This is a genomic window from Candidatus Frankia nodulisporulans (assembly GCF_902806475.1).
Classification (GTDB): Bacteria; Actinomycetota; Actinomycetes; order Frankiales; family Frankiaceae; genus Frankia; species Frankia umida.
This window is the reverse complement of sequence record NZ_CADCWS010000079.1, coordinates 1-16,119: the sequence shown is the minus strand read 5'-3', so window position 1 is coordinate 16,119 and position 16,119 is coordinate 1. Positions and strand designations below refer to the sequence as shown.

At 71.9% G+C, this 16,119-nt stretch carries 8 protein-coding genes and 2 pseudogenes; 9 read left to right on the top strand and 1 reads right to left on the bottom strand.

The features are described from left to right. Positions 1 to 328: 328 nt before the first annotated feature. The 7 genes and pseudogenes from G6R24_RS09950 (at position 329) to G6R24_RS09910 (ending at position 8,872) form a co-directional block, all read left to right on the top strand. On the top strand, positions 329 to 1,591 hold the full coding sequence (locus tag G6R24_RS09950; protein WP_225438342.1) for a thioesterase domain-containing protein: 1,263 nt from the start codon (positions 329 to 331) through the stop codon (positions 1,589 to 1,591). 158 nt (positions 1,592 to 1,749) lie between these two features. After that, positions 1,750 to 2,640, top strand: a complete 891-nt coding sequence (locus tag G6R24_RS09945; protein ID WP_163548974.1) for a TIGR03854 family LLM class F420-dependent oxidoreductase — start codon at positions 1,750 to 1,752, stop codon at positions 2,638 to 2,640. A 1,045-nt stretch (positions 2,641 to 3,685) separates the two neighbouring features. Then, positions 3,686 to 4,096, top strand: coding sequence for a hypothetical protein (locus G6R24_RS09940; RefSeq protein ID WP_225438341.1), 411 nt, complete (start codon positions 3,686 to 3,688; stop codon positions 4,094 to 4,096). 116 nt (positions 4,097 to 4,212) lie between these two features. Next, a pseudogene (locus tag G6R24_RS24055) lies at positions 4,213 to 5,572 on the top strand (NAD(P)/FAD-dependent oxidoreductase). A gap of 65 nt (positions 5,573 to 5,637) precedes the next feature. Beyond that, entirely contained in the window at positions 5,638 to 7,614 is a 1,977-nt protein-coding gene (locus G6R24_RS09920) for a hybrid sensor histidine kinase/response regulator (protein WP_225438340.1), read from the top strand. 143 nt (positions 7,615 to 7,757) lie between these two features. Further along, positions 7,758 to 8,213: a response regulator gene (locus G6R24_RS09915; RefSeq protein ID WP_225438339.1), complete on the top strand. Its 456-nt coding sequence runs from the start codon at positions 7,758 to 7,760 to the stop codon at positions 8,211 to 8,213. After that, positions 8,210 to 8,872: a histidine kinase gene (locus G6R24_RS09910; RefSeq protein WP_163548970.1), complete on the top strand. Its 663-nt coding sequence runs from the start codon at positions 8,210 to 8,212 to the stop codon at positions 8,870 to 8,872. Before G6R24_RS09915 ends, G6R24_RS09910 begins: the two co-directional genes overlap by 4 nt. An 11-nt stretch (positions 8,873 to 8,883) precedes the next feature. Here the strand turns inward: G6R24_RS09910 and G6R24_RS09905 are convergent, their stop codons facing one another. Continuing rightward, entirely contained in the window at positions 8,884 to 12,930 is a 4,047-nt protein-coding gene (locus tag G6R24_RS09905; protein ID WP_163548969.1) for a diguanylate cyclase domain-containing protein, read from the bottom strand. An 823-nt stretch (positions 12,931 to 13,753) separates the two neighbouring features. Here G6R24_RS09905 and G6R24_RS09900 point away from each other — a divergent pair. Beyond that, a complete protein-coding gene (locus G6R24_RS09900; RefSeq protein ID WP_163548968.1) occupies positions 13,754 to 15,409 on the top strand; it encodes an acyl-CoA dehydrogenase family protein in 1,656 nt (551 codons plus the stop codon). 115 nt (positions 15,410 to 15,524) lie between these two features. Beyond that, positions 15,525 to 16,119 (top strand): annotated as a pseudogene (locus tag G6R24_RS09895) (hypothetical protein); the annotation flags it as partial.

Below are 16,119 nucleotides of genomic sequence, written 5' to 3'. Positions count from 1 at the left end.
TGGCTCGTCCTCGACTATCCGTTCGGGCTTGCCCACGTCACCCATCCGTCCACGGTCGGCGTCGGACGGCGTTCCGTCAATGGCCGGTTCGCGCCTGTTCGTCCATGTCTGTAGTTGACCGGGGGATGGGCTTCGCCAATACCGAGCCGGACGGACTCGGATCGGTGAAACCACTGGTCAGAGGGGCAATTCGGAGTGGGGTCAGCGGCCGGTCGGCATGATCGGGTGTTGTTGGCGTCGGCTTGTCAAGGGCGGTGAGGGGGACGTGGGGGCTAGCGAGGTCGTGGTGTTCAATATGACCTTCACATAGCTATAAGAGGTGATTGTGGTGCTGGGATCGTCTGCGGCTGACCAGCTCTCCGTTTCCGTGCCCGCACCGTCGCCCGCGGGCGACGAGGCTGCGGCCAGGGGGGCGGGCGTCGAGGCCGTCGAAGGTGCGGCGGCGTCGGCGCACCAGATCGATCCAGCGGGAGGGGCGCCGGTGGGGGACGACCCCTATGAGGTCGCCGCGCGGCTGCTGTGGGCGCGGGCGCTCGGTCGTGCGGGCAACGCCACGGACCCGGCGGACGCGCTGGTGGGGATTCTGCGCGACGAGCTCGGCCTGGTGGTGCCCGAGCGCGATGTCCGAGCGGTGTCGACACCGGCGGGGCTCGCGGATCTGCTGGCCGAGCGGCACGGCGACGCCGAACGCCATCCGCGGGTGGTGTCGCTGACCGGGCCGGCGAGCGGGACGCCGCTGTTCTGCTTTCCGGAGGCGGGGGCTCCGGCGATCGCGCTGCTGCCGTTGGCGCGGCACTTCGCCGGGCAGCGGCGCGTCCACGCGTTGCAGGCGCATGGCCTGGAGCGCCGCGGCCTGCCCGACTGGTCGGTGCCCGCGGCGGCGCGCCGGCATGTGGCGGACATCCGGCTGCTCCAGCCGAACGGGCCGTACCTGCTGGTCGGGCACTCGTTCGGCGGTCTGATCGCGCTCGAGACCGCCCGGTTGCTGCGGGCGGCCGGGCATGAGGTGGCGCTGCTGGCGCTGATCGACACCTACCTGCCGGGCACCGCCCGACTCACCCGGTCCGGCGCGATCATCCCGACCAGCCAGCTGGAGGGATGTCATCCCGATCGGCCCGCGGCGGTCCCGGATCACCAGGGGCGCGGGACGCTCGCGGCGGGGGAGGGGCCGGGGCTTGGCCCGCGGGTCGTGGCCGATCGGCTGCGCCAGCTCGTCGAACTGCCGCTGGCCGGGCTGGTCCGCTTCCGCGGTGCCCACCGCTACGAGGCCTTCCACAACCAGGGGCGGGTCCTGACGATGACCTACCGCCCGCGCACGTATGCCGGCCCCACCGCCGTCTGGCTGGCGGACGATCATGACGAGATCGAGGGGTGGCGCGGGGTCCTGACCGGACCGGGCGCGATCCGACGCATCCCCGGCGACCACCGGCTCGCCCTGCGCGAGCCGCTGCTCGGCCAGATCGTCGCGGACCTGCGCGCCGACCTCGCCGCCGCCGAGTCCCCGACCCAGCCAGCCGCGACCCAGCCAGCCGCGATTGGGTCGGGTCCGAGCGCGTCGGCGCCGGTTCGGCCGTCCACGGTCGGGGGCTGAGGGTCCACGACGTTCGCGGCTAGCTGATTTGCGGGCCCCCGCCCAGTGTCGCCCGGGGGAAGTGACGCATCTCGCACGTTCGTCCCGCACTATGGAGGGGTGCACCCGGATGCTGCCCCGGATCCGGGCGGATGCATCCAGTCCGGGACGGAGGGCTCATGAAGGTCCGCATCGGGATCGGGTTCGGTGGGTTCGGTGGGGTGGCCCCCGGCGAGTTCGTCGCGCTCGTGGATCGGCTCGAGAAGCTCGAGATCGACTCGTTGTGGCTCTCCGAGCAGCTCTCCCAGCCCGCCGTCGCCCCGTTCGCCGGGCTGGGGTTCGCCCTCGGGCGGACCAGCCGGCTCAAGGTGGGCATGGGGGTGACCATCCTGCCGGGGCGCAACCCGGTGCTGGTCGCCAAGGAACTCGCCTCGCTCGCGAGCCTGGCGCCGCGTCGGGTGCTGCCCGTGTTCGGCCTCGCTCCGGGGCGGGACGCGGACCGTTCGGCCTACCCGGTGCCGGCGGGTCGGCGGGCGGCGGTCTTCGACGAGGCGCTGACCGTGGTGCGGCTGTTGCTGAGCGAGCCGCGGGTGACCTTCCACGGCGAGTTCTTCGACCTTGACGAGATCGGTCTCGGGGAGCGGCCCGCGCGGCCACTGGACCTCTGGCTTGGCGGTGCGGCTCCGGCCGCGCTGCGTCGGATCGGCCGGCTCGGGGACGGGTGGTTGGCGAGCCTGGTCAGTCCCGAGCGGGCGGCCGCCGGTATCGCCGAGATCCGGGCGAGCGCGGCGGACGCCGGGCGGCACATCGATGATGATCACTACGGGCTGAGCCTGCGGCTGGCCTTCACCCCGCCGGATGCCGAGACGCTGGCGGCGGTGCGCCGCCGTGACCCGCGGGCCGACCCGGCCCGGCTGCTGCCGGTGGGCTGGGCGGCGGCGCGGGCGGCGATCGCCGAGTACATCGCCGTGGGCGTCACCAAGTTCGTTGTTCATCCGGCCATCGAACCGGGCGGATGGCCCGCCTTCCTGGATTCCTTCGTGGCCGAACTGGCGCCGCTGGAGAACTGACCCGGATCGACCCTGATCCGGGATCAGCCGCTCGCATTACTTAGCGAGCAATATGTTCGAGTCTCCCTGTGCGCGGTGCGGCCGGCATTGTCGTGGTGAGCGTGTGCGGCGGAACGGGCGCGGATCGGCGTCAGATCTGCCGCACACGGAAGGTTTCGTGGGGCCTGGCCGGACGATGTATTGAAGGCTGGTACGGGACTTCTCGTACCAGCCGTATCGGAACCAGCACCGATGCGACCTGGGGTCCGACGGCGACGTCAGCGTCAGATTTGCGGACAAGGCCACCGACAAGACCGCGGACAAGGCGTGTGGCGGGCGCGCCGGCAGTGCGCACGGGACGGTCGGCGCGGTCATCCGCACCGTCACGGGCAAAGGTGTCCGCATGGCCACCGGCACGGTCGTGGGTCCGGCCGGCCGCACGCGGCGCCGGCCGGACGATCGTGCTACTTCCCGTGTGGCACAGGATTTCTCGTGGTGAAGTGGCGATCATGACCAGGTGGACGGGCCGGCACGTCCGGGCGGTCGCTGGCACGTCCAGGCGGTCGCTGGCACGTCCAGGCGGTCGCTGGCACATCCGGTGGTGACGGTGCGCGGGGGCGTCCGACCAGGAAACACAGGAAACAGCACCAGGGCGCTCGGGGCGTCATGGTGATGGCTCCGGTGTTGTCACCTGGTCGGGGCGGCACCCCTGAGTGTCAATATGTGGCGAACCCTTCCCCTTTCCCTTCCTGGCCGCCACAATCGGCAGGAACGCTGAATGGTCGCGGGTGCAAACGGCTTGCCGAGCGGGACGGGCCCGGTGGGGCGAGCCGGTAACAGAGGCTGATAGGAGTGGTCGGTAGGAGAGCGGAACCGGGAGTGGGGCGCAGGTGGTTCGCGGTCCGATCCCGGTCGCATCGAGTCCCGAGCGATGATCTGAAGGTGGAGTGGGTACGGACCATGCGTCGTACTTCCGACACCGCAGAGCCCCAGGCGAGATAATCCCGTGCACACCGGCAGGCGTGCGGGTACCGGGAAAGGCAACGCAGGAGGAAACGTGGAACGGGTGGAGCACACGACGGCACGGCCTCCGGCGCGCACTGATCGCCATGTGGTGGTCAGCCTGCGGGCCGGCGACGTGGCGGACCTGGCCGATGTGCTGGTCGCCGCCGATCTCGCCGCTCGTCTCGGCGCCCGTCTCGTGATGATCGCGACGATGGAGCGCTGGGCCCGGTGGGCTCGCTGGACGGCCGGCGTGTACTGCGCCTTCGGGGTGGAGACGGTCATGTGCGCGGCGCGGATCGCCGAGCAGGAGGCCCACGACGACTTCGAGGGCCGGCTGCGTTCGCTGCTCGACCTCGTCGGCGTCGAGTGGACGCTGGAGTGGTCCGCCGGCTCCCCGCGGCGTGCCGCCGTCCGCTACACCCGCCGCTTTCCGGACACGACCGTCATCCTGCGCCCCGAACGCCACCGCTGAGCCACCCCGCCGCTCCACCACGTGGCCGCCCGTCGGTGTCACCTGATCCCTCCAGGCGCCCGCTGCGGTACGAACAGCGGTGACGGCACGGGTGCGGCGAGCGTGGGGTGGTGGCGATGCAGACGGTCGACGTGGCGGTTGTGGGAGCCGGGCTTGCGGGTCTGTCCGCCGCGACCCTGCTGGCCGCGCGGGGGCTGTCCGTGGCGGTCTGGGAGGCCGCCGACGACGTGGGCGGCCGGGTGCGCACCGACCAGGTGGACGGGTTCCTGCTCGACCGCGGGTTCCAGGTGCTGCTGCCGGCCTACCCGGAGGTCGCCCGGCAGATCGACCTGCCGGCGCTGCGGGCCCGTCCGTTCGTGCGTGGGCTGCTGGTGCGCGACGGGGTCCGGTCGGTGTCGCTGGGAGATCCCAGCGGTGGCGTGTCGGCGCTGGCCGGTCTGGTGCCGGGACGGGCGCTGCGGGCCGCGGACCTCGCCCGGCTGGCCGCGCTGACCGCGCGGGACCGGTTCACCCGCCCCGCTGACCTGGTCGCCGGCCCCGACCGGTCCACCCGGGCCGACCTGCGGGCCCGCGGGCTGTCCGCGCAGGCCGTCGACGGTGTGCTCGCACCGCTGCTGCGCGGCATCTTCCTCGAGGACGACCTGGCCACCTCGGCGCGGTTCTTCCATCTCGTGTGGCGCAGCTTCGCCGTCCGCCCGCCGGTGCTACCGGAGGGGGCATGGGCGCGCTACCCCAGCAGCTCGCGGCCCGGTTGCAACCGGGCACGGTGCGCCTGAACTGTCCGGCCGACATCGTGACCCGCACCGGGGTGCGTTCCCGCGACGGCGAGTCGCTGGTCGCGCGGGCGGTCATCGTCGCCACCGACGGGACGACGGCGGCCCGGCTGGTCCCCGGCATCACCGAGCCCAGCTGGCACGGGGTGACCACCTACTACTTCCGGGCGGACGCCTCCCCGCTGCGGCGCGGGGTCCTTGTCGTCGAGGGGTCCACCGACCCGCGTCGAGCGGTGCGCCCGGGCCGGTCCGGCCCGGTGATCAACACGGTGGTGCTCAGCGAGGTGGCGCCGTCCTACGCGCCGAGCGGTTCGGCGCTGATCGCCGCGTCCGTGCTCGGTGTTCCCGATGACGGCGACGCGTCCGTGCCGGGCCCACCCGCCGACGCGGTGGGCGGGGTGGACGCCGACGAGGCGGCTGTGCGCCGGCATCTGAGCAGCCTGTACGGCACCGACACGGCCGGCTGGACGCTGCTCGCCCGCTACCCGCTACCCGCTACCCGGTGGCCCGGGCGCTGCCCACGCTGAACAGCCCGCACGTGCTGCGCCGGCCGGTGCGCACGCCGTCCGGGGTGTACGTCTGCGGTGATCATCGGGACACGCCGTCCATCCAGGGGGCGCTGTTCTCCGGGCGGCGGGCGGCCGAGGCGGTCCTGACCGACCAGGGTCTGGCGACGACGATGCGGCGGCGAGTTGTCTCGTAGCGCTGAACCTTGGCCGGATCGGCGCTACCATCTGTCCTTCTGTAGCACGATGTTCACCCTGTGGGGTGGTTGAGCTGGAAGACGGTAGAGATGGCTTCGCGAGCGGCCTGCTGGACGCGGCGCCCGACGCGATCGTGGGTGTGCATGCGGACGGGCTGATCGCGCTGGTCAACGCCCAGGCCGAGCGGTTGTTCGGCTACAGCCGTGAGGAGCTGCTCGGCCAGCCGGTCGAGATCCTGATCCCCGAGTCGGCCCGTGCGCTGCACCCGAGGCACCGCGCGGGCTATCTGCACGAGCCGCGGCCACGGCCGATGGGTCTGGGGATGGAGCTGGCCGGGCGGCGCAGCGACGGCAGCGAGTTCCCGGCCGAGATCTCGCTGGCGGCGATCCAGACCGTCGGCGGTGTGCTCATCACCGCCGCGGTGCGTGACGTCACCGATCGCAAGCGGGCCGAGGCCAAGTTCCGCGGTCTGCTCGACTCGGCGCCGGACGCGATCGTCGGGGTGCTCCCGAGCGGGCGGATCACGCTGGTCAACGCCCAGGCCGAGCGGCTGTTCGGTTACAGCCGTGAGGAGCTGCTCGGCGAGTCGGTGGAGATCCTCGTCCCGGAGGCGGCGCGGGGCATCCATCCGGCGCACCGCACCCGGTACTTCGCCGATCCGCAGCCCCGCCCGATGGGTGCCCAGATGCAGCTGGCCGCCCGGCGCCGTGACGGCAGCGAGTTCCCGGCCGAGATCTCCCTGTCGGCGCTGGAGACCGAGGACGGCCTGCTCGTCTCCGCCGCCATCCGCGATGTGACCGAACGGCTGGAGGCCCAGGTCGAGCGGGAGCGACTGCGGGCGCAGGCCGAACGCAAACGGATCGAGGCGCAGCTGCACCAGTCGCAGCGGCTGGAAAGCCTCGGCCAGCTCGCCGGCGGGGTCGCGCACGACTTCAACAACCTGCTCGGCGTGATCATCAACTACACCGCGTTCATCTCCGAGGTCGTCACGGCCGCCGCCGACCGCGGGGAGGCGAGCTGGGAGCCGGTGCGCCGCGACATCGACCAGGTGCAGCGGGCCGCCGAACGGGCCACCCAGCTCACCCACCAGCTGCTCGCCTTCGGCCGCCGGGAGGTCGTCCAGCCGCGGGTGCTGCACCTCAACGACGTCGTGCACGACATCGAGGACATGCTGCGCCGCACCCTCGGCGAACACGTCGAGCTGATCACCGTGGCGGCGAGCGAGCCGTGGGCGGTGTTCGCCGACGCCGGTCAGCTCGAACAGGTCCTGGTCAACCTGGCCGTCAACGCCCGGGACGCGATGCCCGGCGGGGGCAAGCTCACCATCGACACCTCCAACATCGAGATCCAGGAGGACCTCGCCGCCGGGCGCCCCGGCATCAAGGCCGGCCGGCACGTCCACCTGCGGATCAGTGACAGCGGGTCCGGTATGAGCCCGGAGACGGTCAGCCGGGCGTTCGAACCGTTCTTCACCACCAAACGCAAGGGCGAGGGTTCGGGTCTGGGCCTGGCCACCGTCTACGGCATCATCACCCAGGCCGGTGGGCACGCCGAGATCTTCTCCGACGTCGGCCTCGGCACCACCGTCAGCATCCTGCTCCCGGCGGTCGAGAGTGTGGCCGTGATACCGGAACCCGTCTCCGAGACGGTGGTGCTCACCGGCGGGGAGACCATCCTGGTCGTCGAGGACGAACGGGCGATGCGTGAGGTCACCCGCCGCCTGCTGATCCGCAACGGCTACAAGGTGATCATCGCCGCGGACGGCCAACGCGCCGTGGAGATCGCCACGAGCCATCCCGCCCCCATCGACCTGTTGCTGACCGACGTCGTGATGCCGCAGGTCCTTGGCCGGACGGTGGCCGAACTCGTACGCCGGCAGCGCCCGAACGTCCGGGTGCTGTTCATGTCCGGCTACGCCTATGCCGTGCTGGCCCACAACGGCACGCTCGATCCCGGTCTGATGCTGTTGCCCAAGCCGTTCTCCGAACAGGAACTGCTGGGCAGGGTGCGGGAGGTGCTCGACAGCCCGATCGAGCCCTGAGAGCGCGAACCCCGAAACGTAGGGCCACTTCGGTCCCCCGCCGTCCACGGCCGCCCTGGGCGAGTGTTCTGCTACCGGTACGGTTGGCCAGGACGGATCCCGCCCTCCGCGGACGGGTGCGGCGGCGAACCCTGGGGGGCGCAGTGAACGATCCGTCGACCGGGACACCCGCCGACGATGACGGCGGTAGCAGCGACGGCAGCGGCAGCGACGACGGCGGGGGCCGTTCCCGTGCCGTGCGGGTGCTCGTCGTGGATGACAACGATCTGCTACGCGGTCTGCTCAGCCGGATTCTGCGGGCCGAGGGTTTCACGACCAGCGAGGCCGCCTCGGTCGAGGAGGCGCTGGGTCTCGACCCGGGCGCGCACGACGCGATCGTCGTCGACGTCCGGCTCGAGGGGCGGCCCGGCACCGACCTCGTCGCCGAGCTGCGGCGCACCACCCCGGCGCTGGTGCGCCGCTGTCTGCTGCTCACCGGCGCGCCCGGTCTCGACGAGCTTCCCCCGGACGTGCCGATGGTCGCCAAGCCCTTCACCGCCGACCAGATCGTGCGCGAGGTCCGACGCCTGCTGCCGACCGCCGCCACCGAACGCGGATGAGCGCCGGCGGCGCCGGAAGCGGGGCGCGGCCCGAGGAGCTGCTGCGGATGCTGGTCGCACTGCAGGAACGCGGTCAGCGGGCGATGGCCACCCGGCTGCATGACGGCCCGATGCAGGAGTTCACCGCCGTCCTGCTCGAACTCGCCAGCGTGCGCCGCCAGCTCTCCGGCGCGCTCGCCGAACGGGTCGCCGCGATGGAGGACAGGCTGCGGGCGGCCGCCCTGGAACTGCAGTTGCCGCCCGGTGTCTTCCGGCTGGGTCATGACGCGACCGAAGCCCTGATCGCGGGTCTGCGCCAGCGGGTGGACGGCCTGCTCGTCGACCGGCTGGACACCGACCTGCGGCTGGCGGAGTATCCGCCGACCGACGCGGAGATCTCGGCGGTCCTGGGGGCCGTCCAGGTGCTGTTGCTGGCGAGCAACCCCTATGCCACCGGTGAGCGGGCCTGGCTGTCGGTGCGTTCGGGCCCCGCGGGGCTCGACCTGAGCCTGGCGGTGTGTCCCTCCGGTCACGAGCCGCCGACGGACGAGGCGCGAGCCGCCCGGCTACGTCCCCTGGCCGACGCGATCGGCGCCGACCTGTGCCACGACGCCGAGGCCGCCCGCTGGACCGCCACCCTCCACCTCGCCCGTCGGGCCGCCGGCACCCCGACCCACTGAGACGTGGGGTGTCAGCGGGAGGTGGGATACATCTCGCGGGGTTCGCGGTGCGCACGCTTGGCGGCGTACATGGCGGCGTCGGCGCGGCGGATGACGGCGTCCGGGTCGGGACCGTCCGGACCGGCGCCGCCCACGCCACGGCACGAGGCGACCCCGATGGCGGCGCGGATGACGATGGTCTGCCCGGCGACGTCCAGCGCCGTGGCGATGGCGCGGCGGGCGTTGTCGAGGACGGCGTGCACGGTGGCCTCGGTGGGCTCGGGCAGCACGATGAGGAACTCGTCGCCGCCGAGGCGGAACACGTCCTGCGGGGCGACGTCGACCAGCGCGACCAGGCGGGCGGCGATGGTGCGCAGGACCTCGTCGCCGACATGATGACCAAAGGTGTCGTTGACCGGTTTGAAGTCGTCCAGATCGATCAGCAGGATCGTGTACGGGGTGTGGCTGTCGGCCAGCTGGTCGAGGCGGTCGGCGAGTCCGGTGCGGCTGCCCAGACCGGTGAGGGTGTCATGGCTGGCCTGCCACCAGATCCGGGCCTGCAACTCGCGTCGCTCGCCGACCTCGTGGCAGGTCACCATCAGGTCGCGTCCGAGCGGGCCGGCACGCCGGGCGGCCGCGAGGTCGAACCATCGGTGGTCGGCGGTGGCGGTGCACAGGCGGATGTCGAGCAGTGAGTCCGCGCGTGGATGCCCGGCGCCGCTGGGCTGCGCGTCGAGGTAGGACTGGACCGCGGCCCGGTCATCGGGGTGGACCAGGTCGAGCAGTGGCCGTCCGAGCAGGTGGGCGACCTGATGGCCGAGCAGGCCCTCGACCGCTGAGGTGAGGAACGTGACCTGACCGGCCGCGTTGAGCACCACGACGATGTCATGGGACTCGTGGAGCAGGGTGGTGAGCCGGGCACCCTCCCGCCGGGTCTGCTGACTCTCCCGCAGCAGCGTCCACGACAGCGCCACGACAGTGATGATCACCAGGGCGTAGAGGACCAGGTCGCTGGAGGGATGCCCGGGCGAGGGCCTCTCGGCCGTGCGCTGGTCCTGGCGCAGGACCAGATAGTACGGCTGTGGCACCGACGGGACGAAGCCCACTTCGGCGAGCCCGCCGCCGCCTTCGGCCCGCAGCACCACCTGCCGGCTGGTGCCCGGCTGGATCGGCCGCAGCTGGGCGGCGTCGACCAGCCTCCGGCCGACCAGGGCATGGTCGGTCGAGATCACCGCGCGTCCGCCGCCGTCGACCAGCGTGATCGTGATGCCCGGCAGGGACGTGTCGTCCAGGTCGGACGCCTTCGTCGCACCCGGCCGGGCCGCGTCGCCGTTCGGCCCGGCATCCCGCCCGCGATCGGGCAGGATGCCCAGCACCCTGCTCAGCTCGGCGATGGAGGCCCGGGTCAGCGCCCGGGAGAGCAGCAGGAAGGCCACGTCCTGGCCCGCCCGGCGGATCGGAACGATGCTGACCACCGAGATGTCGTTGACGTCCTGCTGGCTGTCCGCGGTCGGTGAGATTGGCACGTCGAGACCGGCCTGACGGGCGAGGTCCCAGATCCGGCTGCCCGGGCCGATCGGCACGGTCGAGCCGACCGGGCGCACCGCCAGCGGCTGGCCGGTGAGGTCGACGAGGGCGAGCACGACATCCGGGGTGGACAGGTCGGGACCGGCGATGGACTCCAGCGTGCGGGCATCGGCGGCCCGGTCGGTCAGCGACCAGGGCAGCGCGGAGATCGGTTCGATCAGGTAGCTCGGCTGGTTCAGGCAGGCGATGAGGCTCGCCGTCGTGTTCGCCAGCAGCGTGGCCTGGTGGATGCGCTGGTTGTCGAGGCGGCGCTGGTCGGCACGTTCGATCGCCATGATGGTCACCGTGCTGGCCATGATCATAACTGCCAGGACCAGCAGGCTGATCACACTGGGCAGGGCGCCGTAGGCCCGATGCGACGCGCGGCCGGGCAGGGGAACGGCCCGGCGGCCCTGCGGCTGCCGGATCCGTCGCGGACGCCGGCGCCGGCGTCGGGTCCGCGGTGGCCCCGCGACCAGGCTGGACGTCGCCGGGCCGCGGTCTGGCCGCTCGTCCGCGGGCCGTCCGGGGTGTTCGTGGACGACGCTGTCCGGGTCCGCCCCGGTGAGGTGCGGGGCGCCGAGGTCGAGCAGGTCGATGTCGGTGGGTTCGATCACCGCGAAGTCGCCGACCAGGCGCCACACCTGCCGGGAGGCGGCTGGATGCGCGTCGGCCGCGTCGGCCGCGGGCAGTGCGAGACGTCCAGGGCCGACCTGTTTGGCCTGGTACATGGCCTGGTCCGCGGTCCGCAGCAGCGACTCGGCGGAGCGGGAACCGTCGGTGAGGGCGATACCGACGCTGGCGGCGACCCGCACCATGGTCTCCTCGTCGAGGCGGACCGGCTGCCCGACGGAGCCGATGATGCGGATGGCCGCCTCGGTGGCGGCGCGAACGTTCGCGCCCGGCAGCAGGATGCCGAACTCGTCCCCGCCGAAGCGGGCTCCGGTGGCCCAGGGTCCCAGCACGGTCCGTAACCGGACGCCGATCTCCTGGAGCACCCGGTCGCCGGCGAGATGTCCATAGGTGTCGTTCACCGGTTTGAACCGGTCGAGATCGACGAACAGAACCGCGAGAGACCGTCCGTCGTCGTCGCCGACAGCCGTCGCCGCGGCCACCAGGCGATCCTCGAAGGCCGAACGGTTGAGCAGGCCGGTGAGGGAGTCGTGCTGGGCCTGATAGGTGAGCTGGTCGAGGAGCCGTTTGCGTTGGTCCGCGGCGTGACAGGTGATGATCATCTCGGCCGGGTGGCCGCGCGCGGGCAGCGGCCGGGCGGCCACGTCGAACCAGGCGACGTCGCCGGCAGCCGTCCGCAACCGGATGTCGAGTTCGGGGCCGTGGGCCTGGTCCGGGTGCTCGACCAGGCGGCGTAGCCGTTCGGCGTCGTCGGGATGGGCGAGGTCGGCGATGGGGCGTCCCACCCAGTCCGCCACCCGCTGCCCGAGCATCGTCTCGATCGCGGGACTGACGAACATCATGGCCGTGGCGGGGTCGGTGACGAGCACGATGTCGCTGGCCGCGGCGAACAGGGAACGCAGCCAGCTCTTGGTCTGACGGGCTGACAACGCGCGTCGCAGCGCGATGAACAGAACGCTCAGGATGGCCACCAGCGCCACGCACAACAGCGTCAGGTTGCGGCGATGCCCGCGGGAGCGCAGGTCGGAGTACAACGAGTCGGCCGGCTGGCGGAAGTAGGTGTAGTACCCCGTTCCCTTCTGCCGGGCGGTGATGTTGAGGACCTCCCCCTCGGCCTCCTCGGTGCGCCAGATGCGCGTGCCGCCGCCGCCGGTGCCGGTGCTCGTGCCCGCCGGTGGGGACGGGGCGAGGTCGGCGGGGCTAATCACGCGGGTGCCGACGGCCGACGCGGTGGTGCTCGACAGCGCGACCCCGTTGGGGTCGACGGTGGACACGGTGCCCGCACCCGCGCCCGCGCCGAGCAGGGCGGCGATGCTGTCACTGATGGCCAGGTGGACCTGTTCGGTGGAGATCGCGACCAGAACCGCCCAGGGCCGACCCGCGCCGATCGGGACGACCACGACCCGGCGCGGCGGCTGACCCGCGGTGATGACGGGGGACAGGCCGGCGTGCCCGGCCAACGCCGTCGGCCACGCCGCGCCGAGCTGCGCCACGTCCACCCGGGCGCCGGGCGGGTAGGAGGCGCTGATCCGGCCCTCGGGGGTCAGCAGGGCAAGCAGGTGGTTCACGTCGCCGGAGGCGGAGATCTGCAGGCGAAGCAGCAGGTCGGCGTTGGCCGGATCACCCGGGCGAAAGGGCAGACCGCCCGCGGCGGCGGCTAACGACGTCGGCGACGCGCTCCCGGACTCCCAGCTCGCGAGCCGTTCGACCAGCGCCACCCGGGCCGCCAGCCGCGCCGACTCCTCCCGGCGCAGCAGGTCATTGCCCAGGACGAGCGCCAGTGCCCCGAGGATGGCCACGGCCAGCAGCACCGCCGCGGGTTGCAGGAGGCGCGAGTGCGCGCGACCCCCCCGCTGACCGCCGCGGCCATGCCTGATCATGTCCTTGCCCCGTCCGACCACGCCATCCGGACTCGACGGACCTCACCGTGAGTGAAAAAATCTATTAATCGGCCGAATGCATCCGATAAGGGCTGAGCATACGAGTATCCGTCGTCAGATTTCGGCGCCCCCGGTCGTATGCGCGCGCTTCGACTGCGCAGTGTGCGGCCGGCGACAATGAGATGGTTCGGAGACGTCCTGAGTGAGGGCTTGTCGATTCTCCGTAGGGCGAAATGCCAGATACTCTAAGTTGCCATGTCGAAACAATTTGTAATTTTGCTCGAAGTCGGCATCCAGATAACTACGCTGAGTGCCCTTCTCGCCCGTCCCGGAGGAGGGCGCTCGGCGATTCGCTGTTTCTGATCGAGCGTTGTGAGTGACGATCGCGATGGGTAAAGGTCGTTACTATCCGCACCCGTGAATGCGGTGCGTGATGACCCGATGGGCTTACCCCATGCAGGGTCGCGCAGCAGCGTCAGGTGATCGCGGCTACGGCTCTACGGACCGCGGCCGCGCGTTCGGGTGACGTCGGTCGGCCGGTCATCTCACGGGACGACCGGCCGACCGCACCCGGCCGGATCGACCTGGTCGCGCCGTTTGTGGTCAGTGGAGCGCGGCGGCAGGACCGATGCGGGTGGATAACCGGCACGTAGCGGCGGTTCGTGCTGTGCGGAATCAATTAACACGCCGCAGGTCAACTCGTCGGCGACGGAGGTTGTACGCGGCACATCCGCGTGGAACCTTCGACGAATTGCGCGGCGTCGGCCACAGGCACCGGCCACAGACGCTGGTCACCGACGTGGACACAGGAACAGGGGTCGCGATGAGCGCGCCGACCGCACACACCCATCAGGTGACCAACCAGCCGCCGCCACTGGTCGGCCATGACCCGTCCGCGGACCCGGCGCTGCGAGCCGCGATGGCCCGCGAGGGCGCGGGTTGGCACCTGCCCGACCTGCGCCGCCTCGGCGCCCTCGCCGGTTCCGAACAGGCGCTGCGCTGGGCCGAGCAGGCCGACCGGTTCCCGCCGCAACTGCGCACCCATGACCGGTACGGACACCGCATCGACGAGGTCGAGTTCCATCCGGCCTGGCACGCGCTGCTCGACGTCGCCGTCCGCACGGGGATGGCCGCGGCGCCCTGGGCCCAGCCGCGCCCGGGCGCCCACGTCGCCCGGGCGGCCGACATCCTGGTCTGGGGAACCGTCGAGCAGGGGCATCTGTGCCCGGCGTCCATGACGTACGCGGCTGTTCCGGCCCTGCGGGTCGCGCCGGACCTCGCGGCCAGGTTCGAGCCGCTGCTCACGAGCCGGGTGTACGACCCGGGACTGCGGGTGCCCGAGACCAAGGCGGGCCTGCTCGCCGGGATGGGAATGACCGAGAAGCAGGGCGGCTCCGACGTCCGGTCGAACACCACGACGGCGACACCCGCCCGCGACGGGACCTTCCGACTGCGCGGCCACAAGTGGTTCACCAGCGCCCCGATGAGCGACATGTTCCTGGTGCTGGCCCAGGCGCCGGACGGGTTGTCCTGCTTCCTCGTCCCGCGGGTGCTGCCGGACGGCACCCGCAACACCTTTCGCATCCAGCGGCTGAAGGACAAGCTCGGCAACCGCAGCAACGCCAGCGGCGAGCCGGAGTTCGACGACACGGTGGGCTGGCTCGTCGGTGAGCCGGGCCGGGGGATCGCCGTCATCCTCGAGATGGTCACGCTCACCCGGCTCGACGCGGCCCTGGCCGCCGCGGCCGGAATGCGTGCGGCGGTGCTTTCGGCTGCCCATCACGTCCGGCACCGACGTGCCTTTGGTGGCCTGCTCATCGACGCGCCGTTGATGCGCAACGTGCTGGCCGATCTCGTCGTGGAAACCGAGGCGGCCACCACTTTGGTGATGCGGGTGGCCGGTGCGGTGGATCGATCCCTGAGCGGTGACGACACGGAACGAGCGTTTCGACGGATCGCGACGGCGGTGGCCAAGTACTGGGTGTGCAAACGCGTTCCGGGGGTGGTGGTGGAGGCACTTGAGTGCCTTGGTGGAAACGGTTACGTCGAGGAGTCGGGAATGCCCAGGCTGTACCGTGAGGCGCCGTTGAACGGAATCTGGGAAGGCGCCGGGAACGTCAACGCCCTCGATGTGCTGCGGGCCCTGGCCCGTGAACCCGGGGGCCTGGCGGCGGTGACCGCCGACATCGACGCGGCCCGTGGGGCCGACAGCCGGCTCGATCGGGCCGCTGACCAGCTACTTTCCCAGCTCGAGGCCACCGGGGGCGAGCCGTTCACGGCGCGCCGGCTGGTCGAGCGGCTGGCGCTCGTCCTCCAGGGATCCCTGCTCGTCCAGCACGCGCCGACGGCGGTCGCAGATGCGTTCTGCGCGTCGCGGCTGGCCGGTGACGGCGGTCTCGCTTTCGGCACGCTTCCGGCCGGCACCGATACCGCAGGTATCCTCGATCGGATTGCTTCGTCAGGTTCGGATACCGATTGAACCGGTGATGTCCGGCACGAGCCGGGAAAGGGAAGAAACGCTTTCAAGTTCCTGTGCTGGGAAACCACTGGATCGCCCCTAGTCTGGTAGGCGACTGCGCCCGCGGGGGGTCCCGATGATGTTCTTCTGCCTGGCTGTCGCCGGGCTGGTAATACTTGCTGGCATCCTTGGTCTGGCTCGTGGCCAGGCCGAATGGGCCTGGATTTACGACCGCCGTCGTGCCGGCATCGTCACCGGTGCCGGATCGGTGGCGATGTTGGCGTTCGGCATGTTGGCGGTGAACGGTATCGGCACCGGGGACGGCGGCAGCCACGATCGTTCCAGCAGCGTGATCCTGTTGCCGCGTCCGACCGGCTCCGTCCCGGCCGAGCCGCGCGGCGATGACCCGCCCGGCGCCTCCGGCCCGGCCGGTGGGCCCGAGGGCAGCCCGGCCGTGGGCGATCCGAGTCCGGCCGCCTACAGCCGGTCCGTGCCCTACGGCGCTGGCGTCGGCGCCGGTGGTGACCCGCCGCCGGCTCGTTCCGGCGGTTCCGGTCGGCTGGACGTCCCGCCCGCGGCCACGACCGGCGGTGGTCGGGCGGGCAGCGGCACCGGCGGTGGCGCGGCCGGGACGCCGTCTCGGGCGCCAGCACCGCCAGCACCGCCAGCACCGCCGGCGCCACCGGCACCACCGGCACCGCCCGCTTCCCCGCCGCAGCGGACGCTCCCAC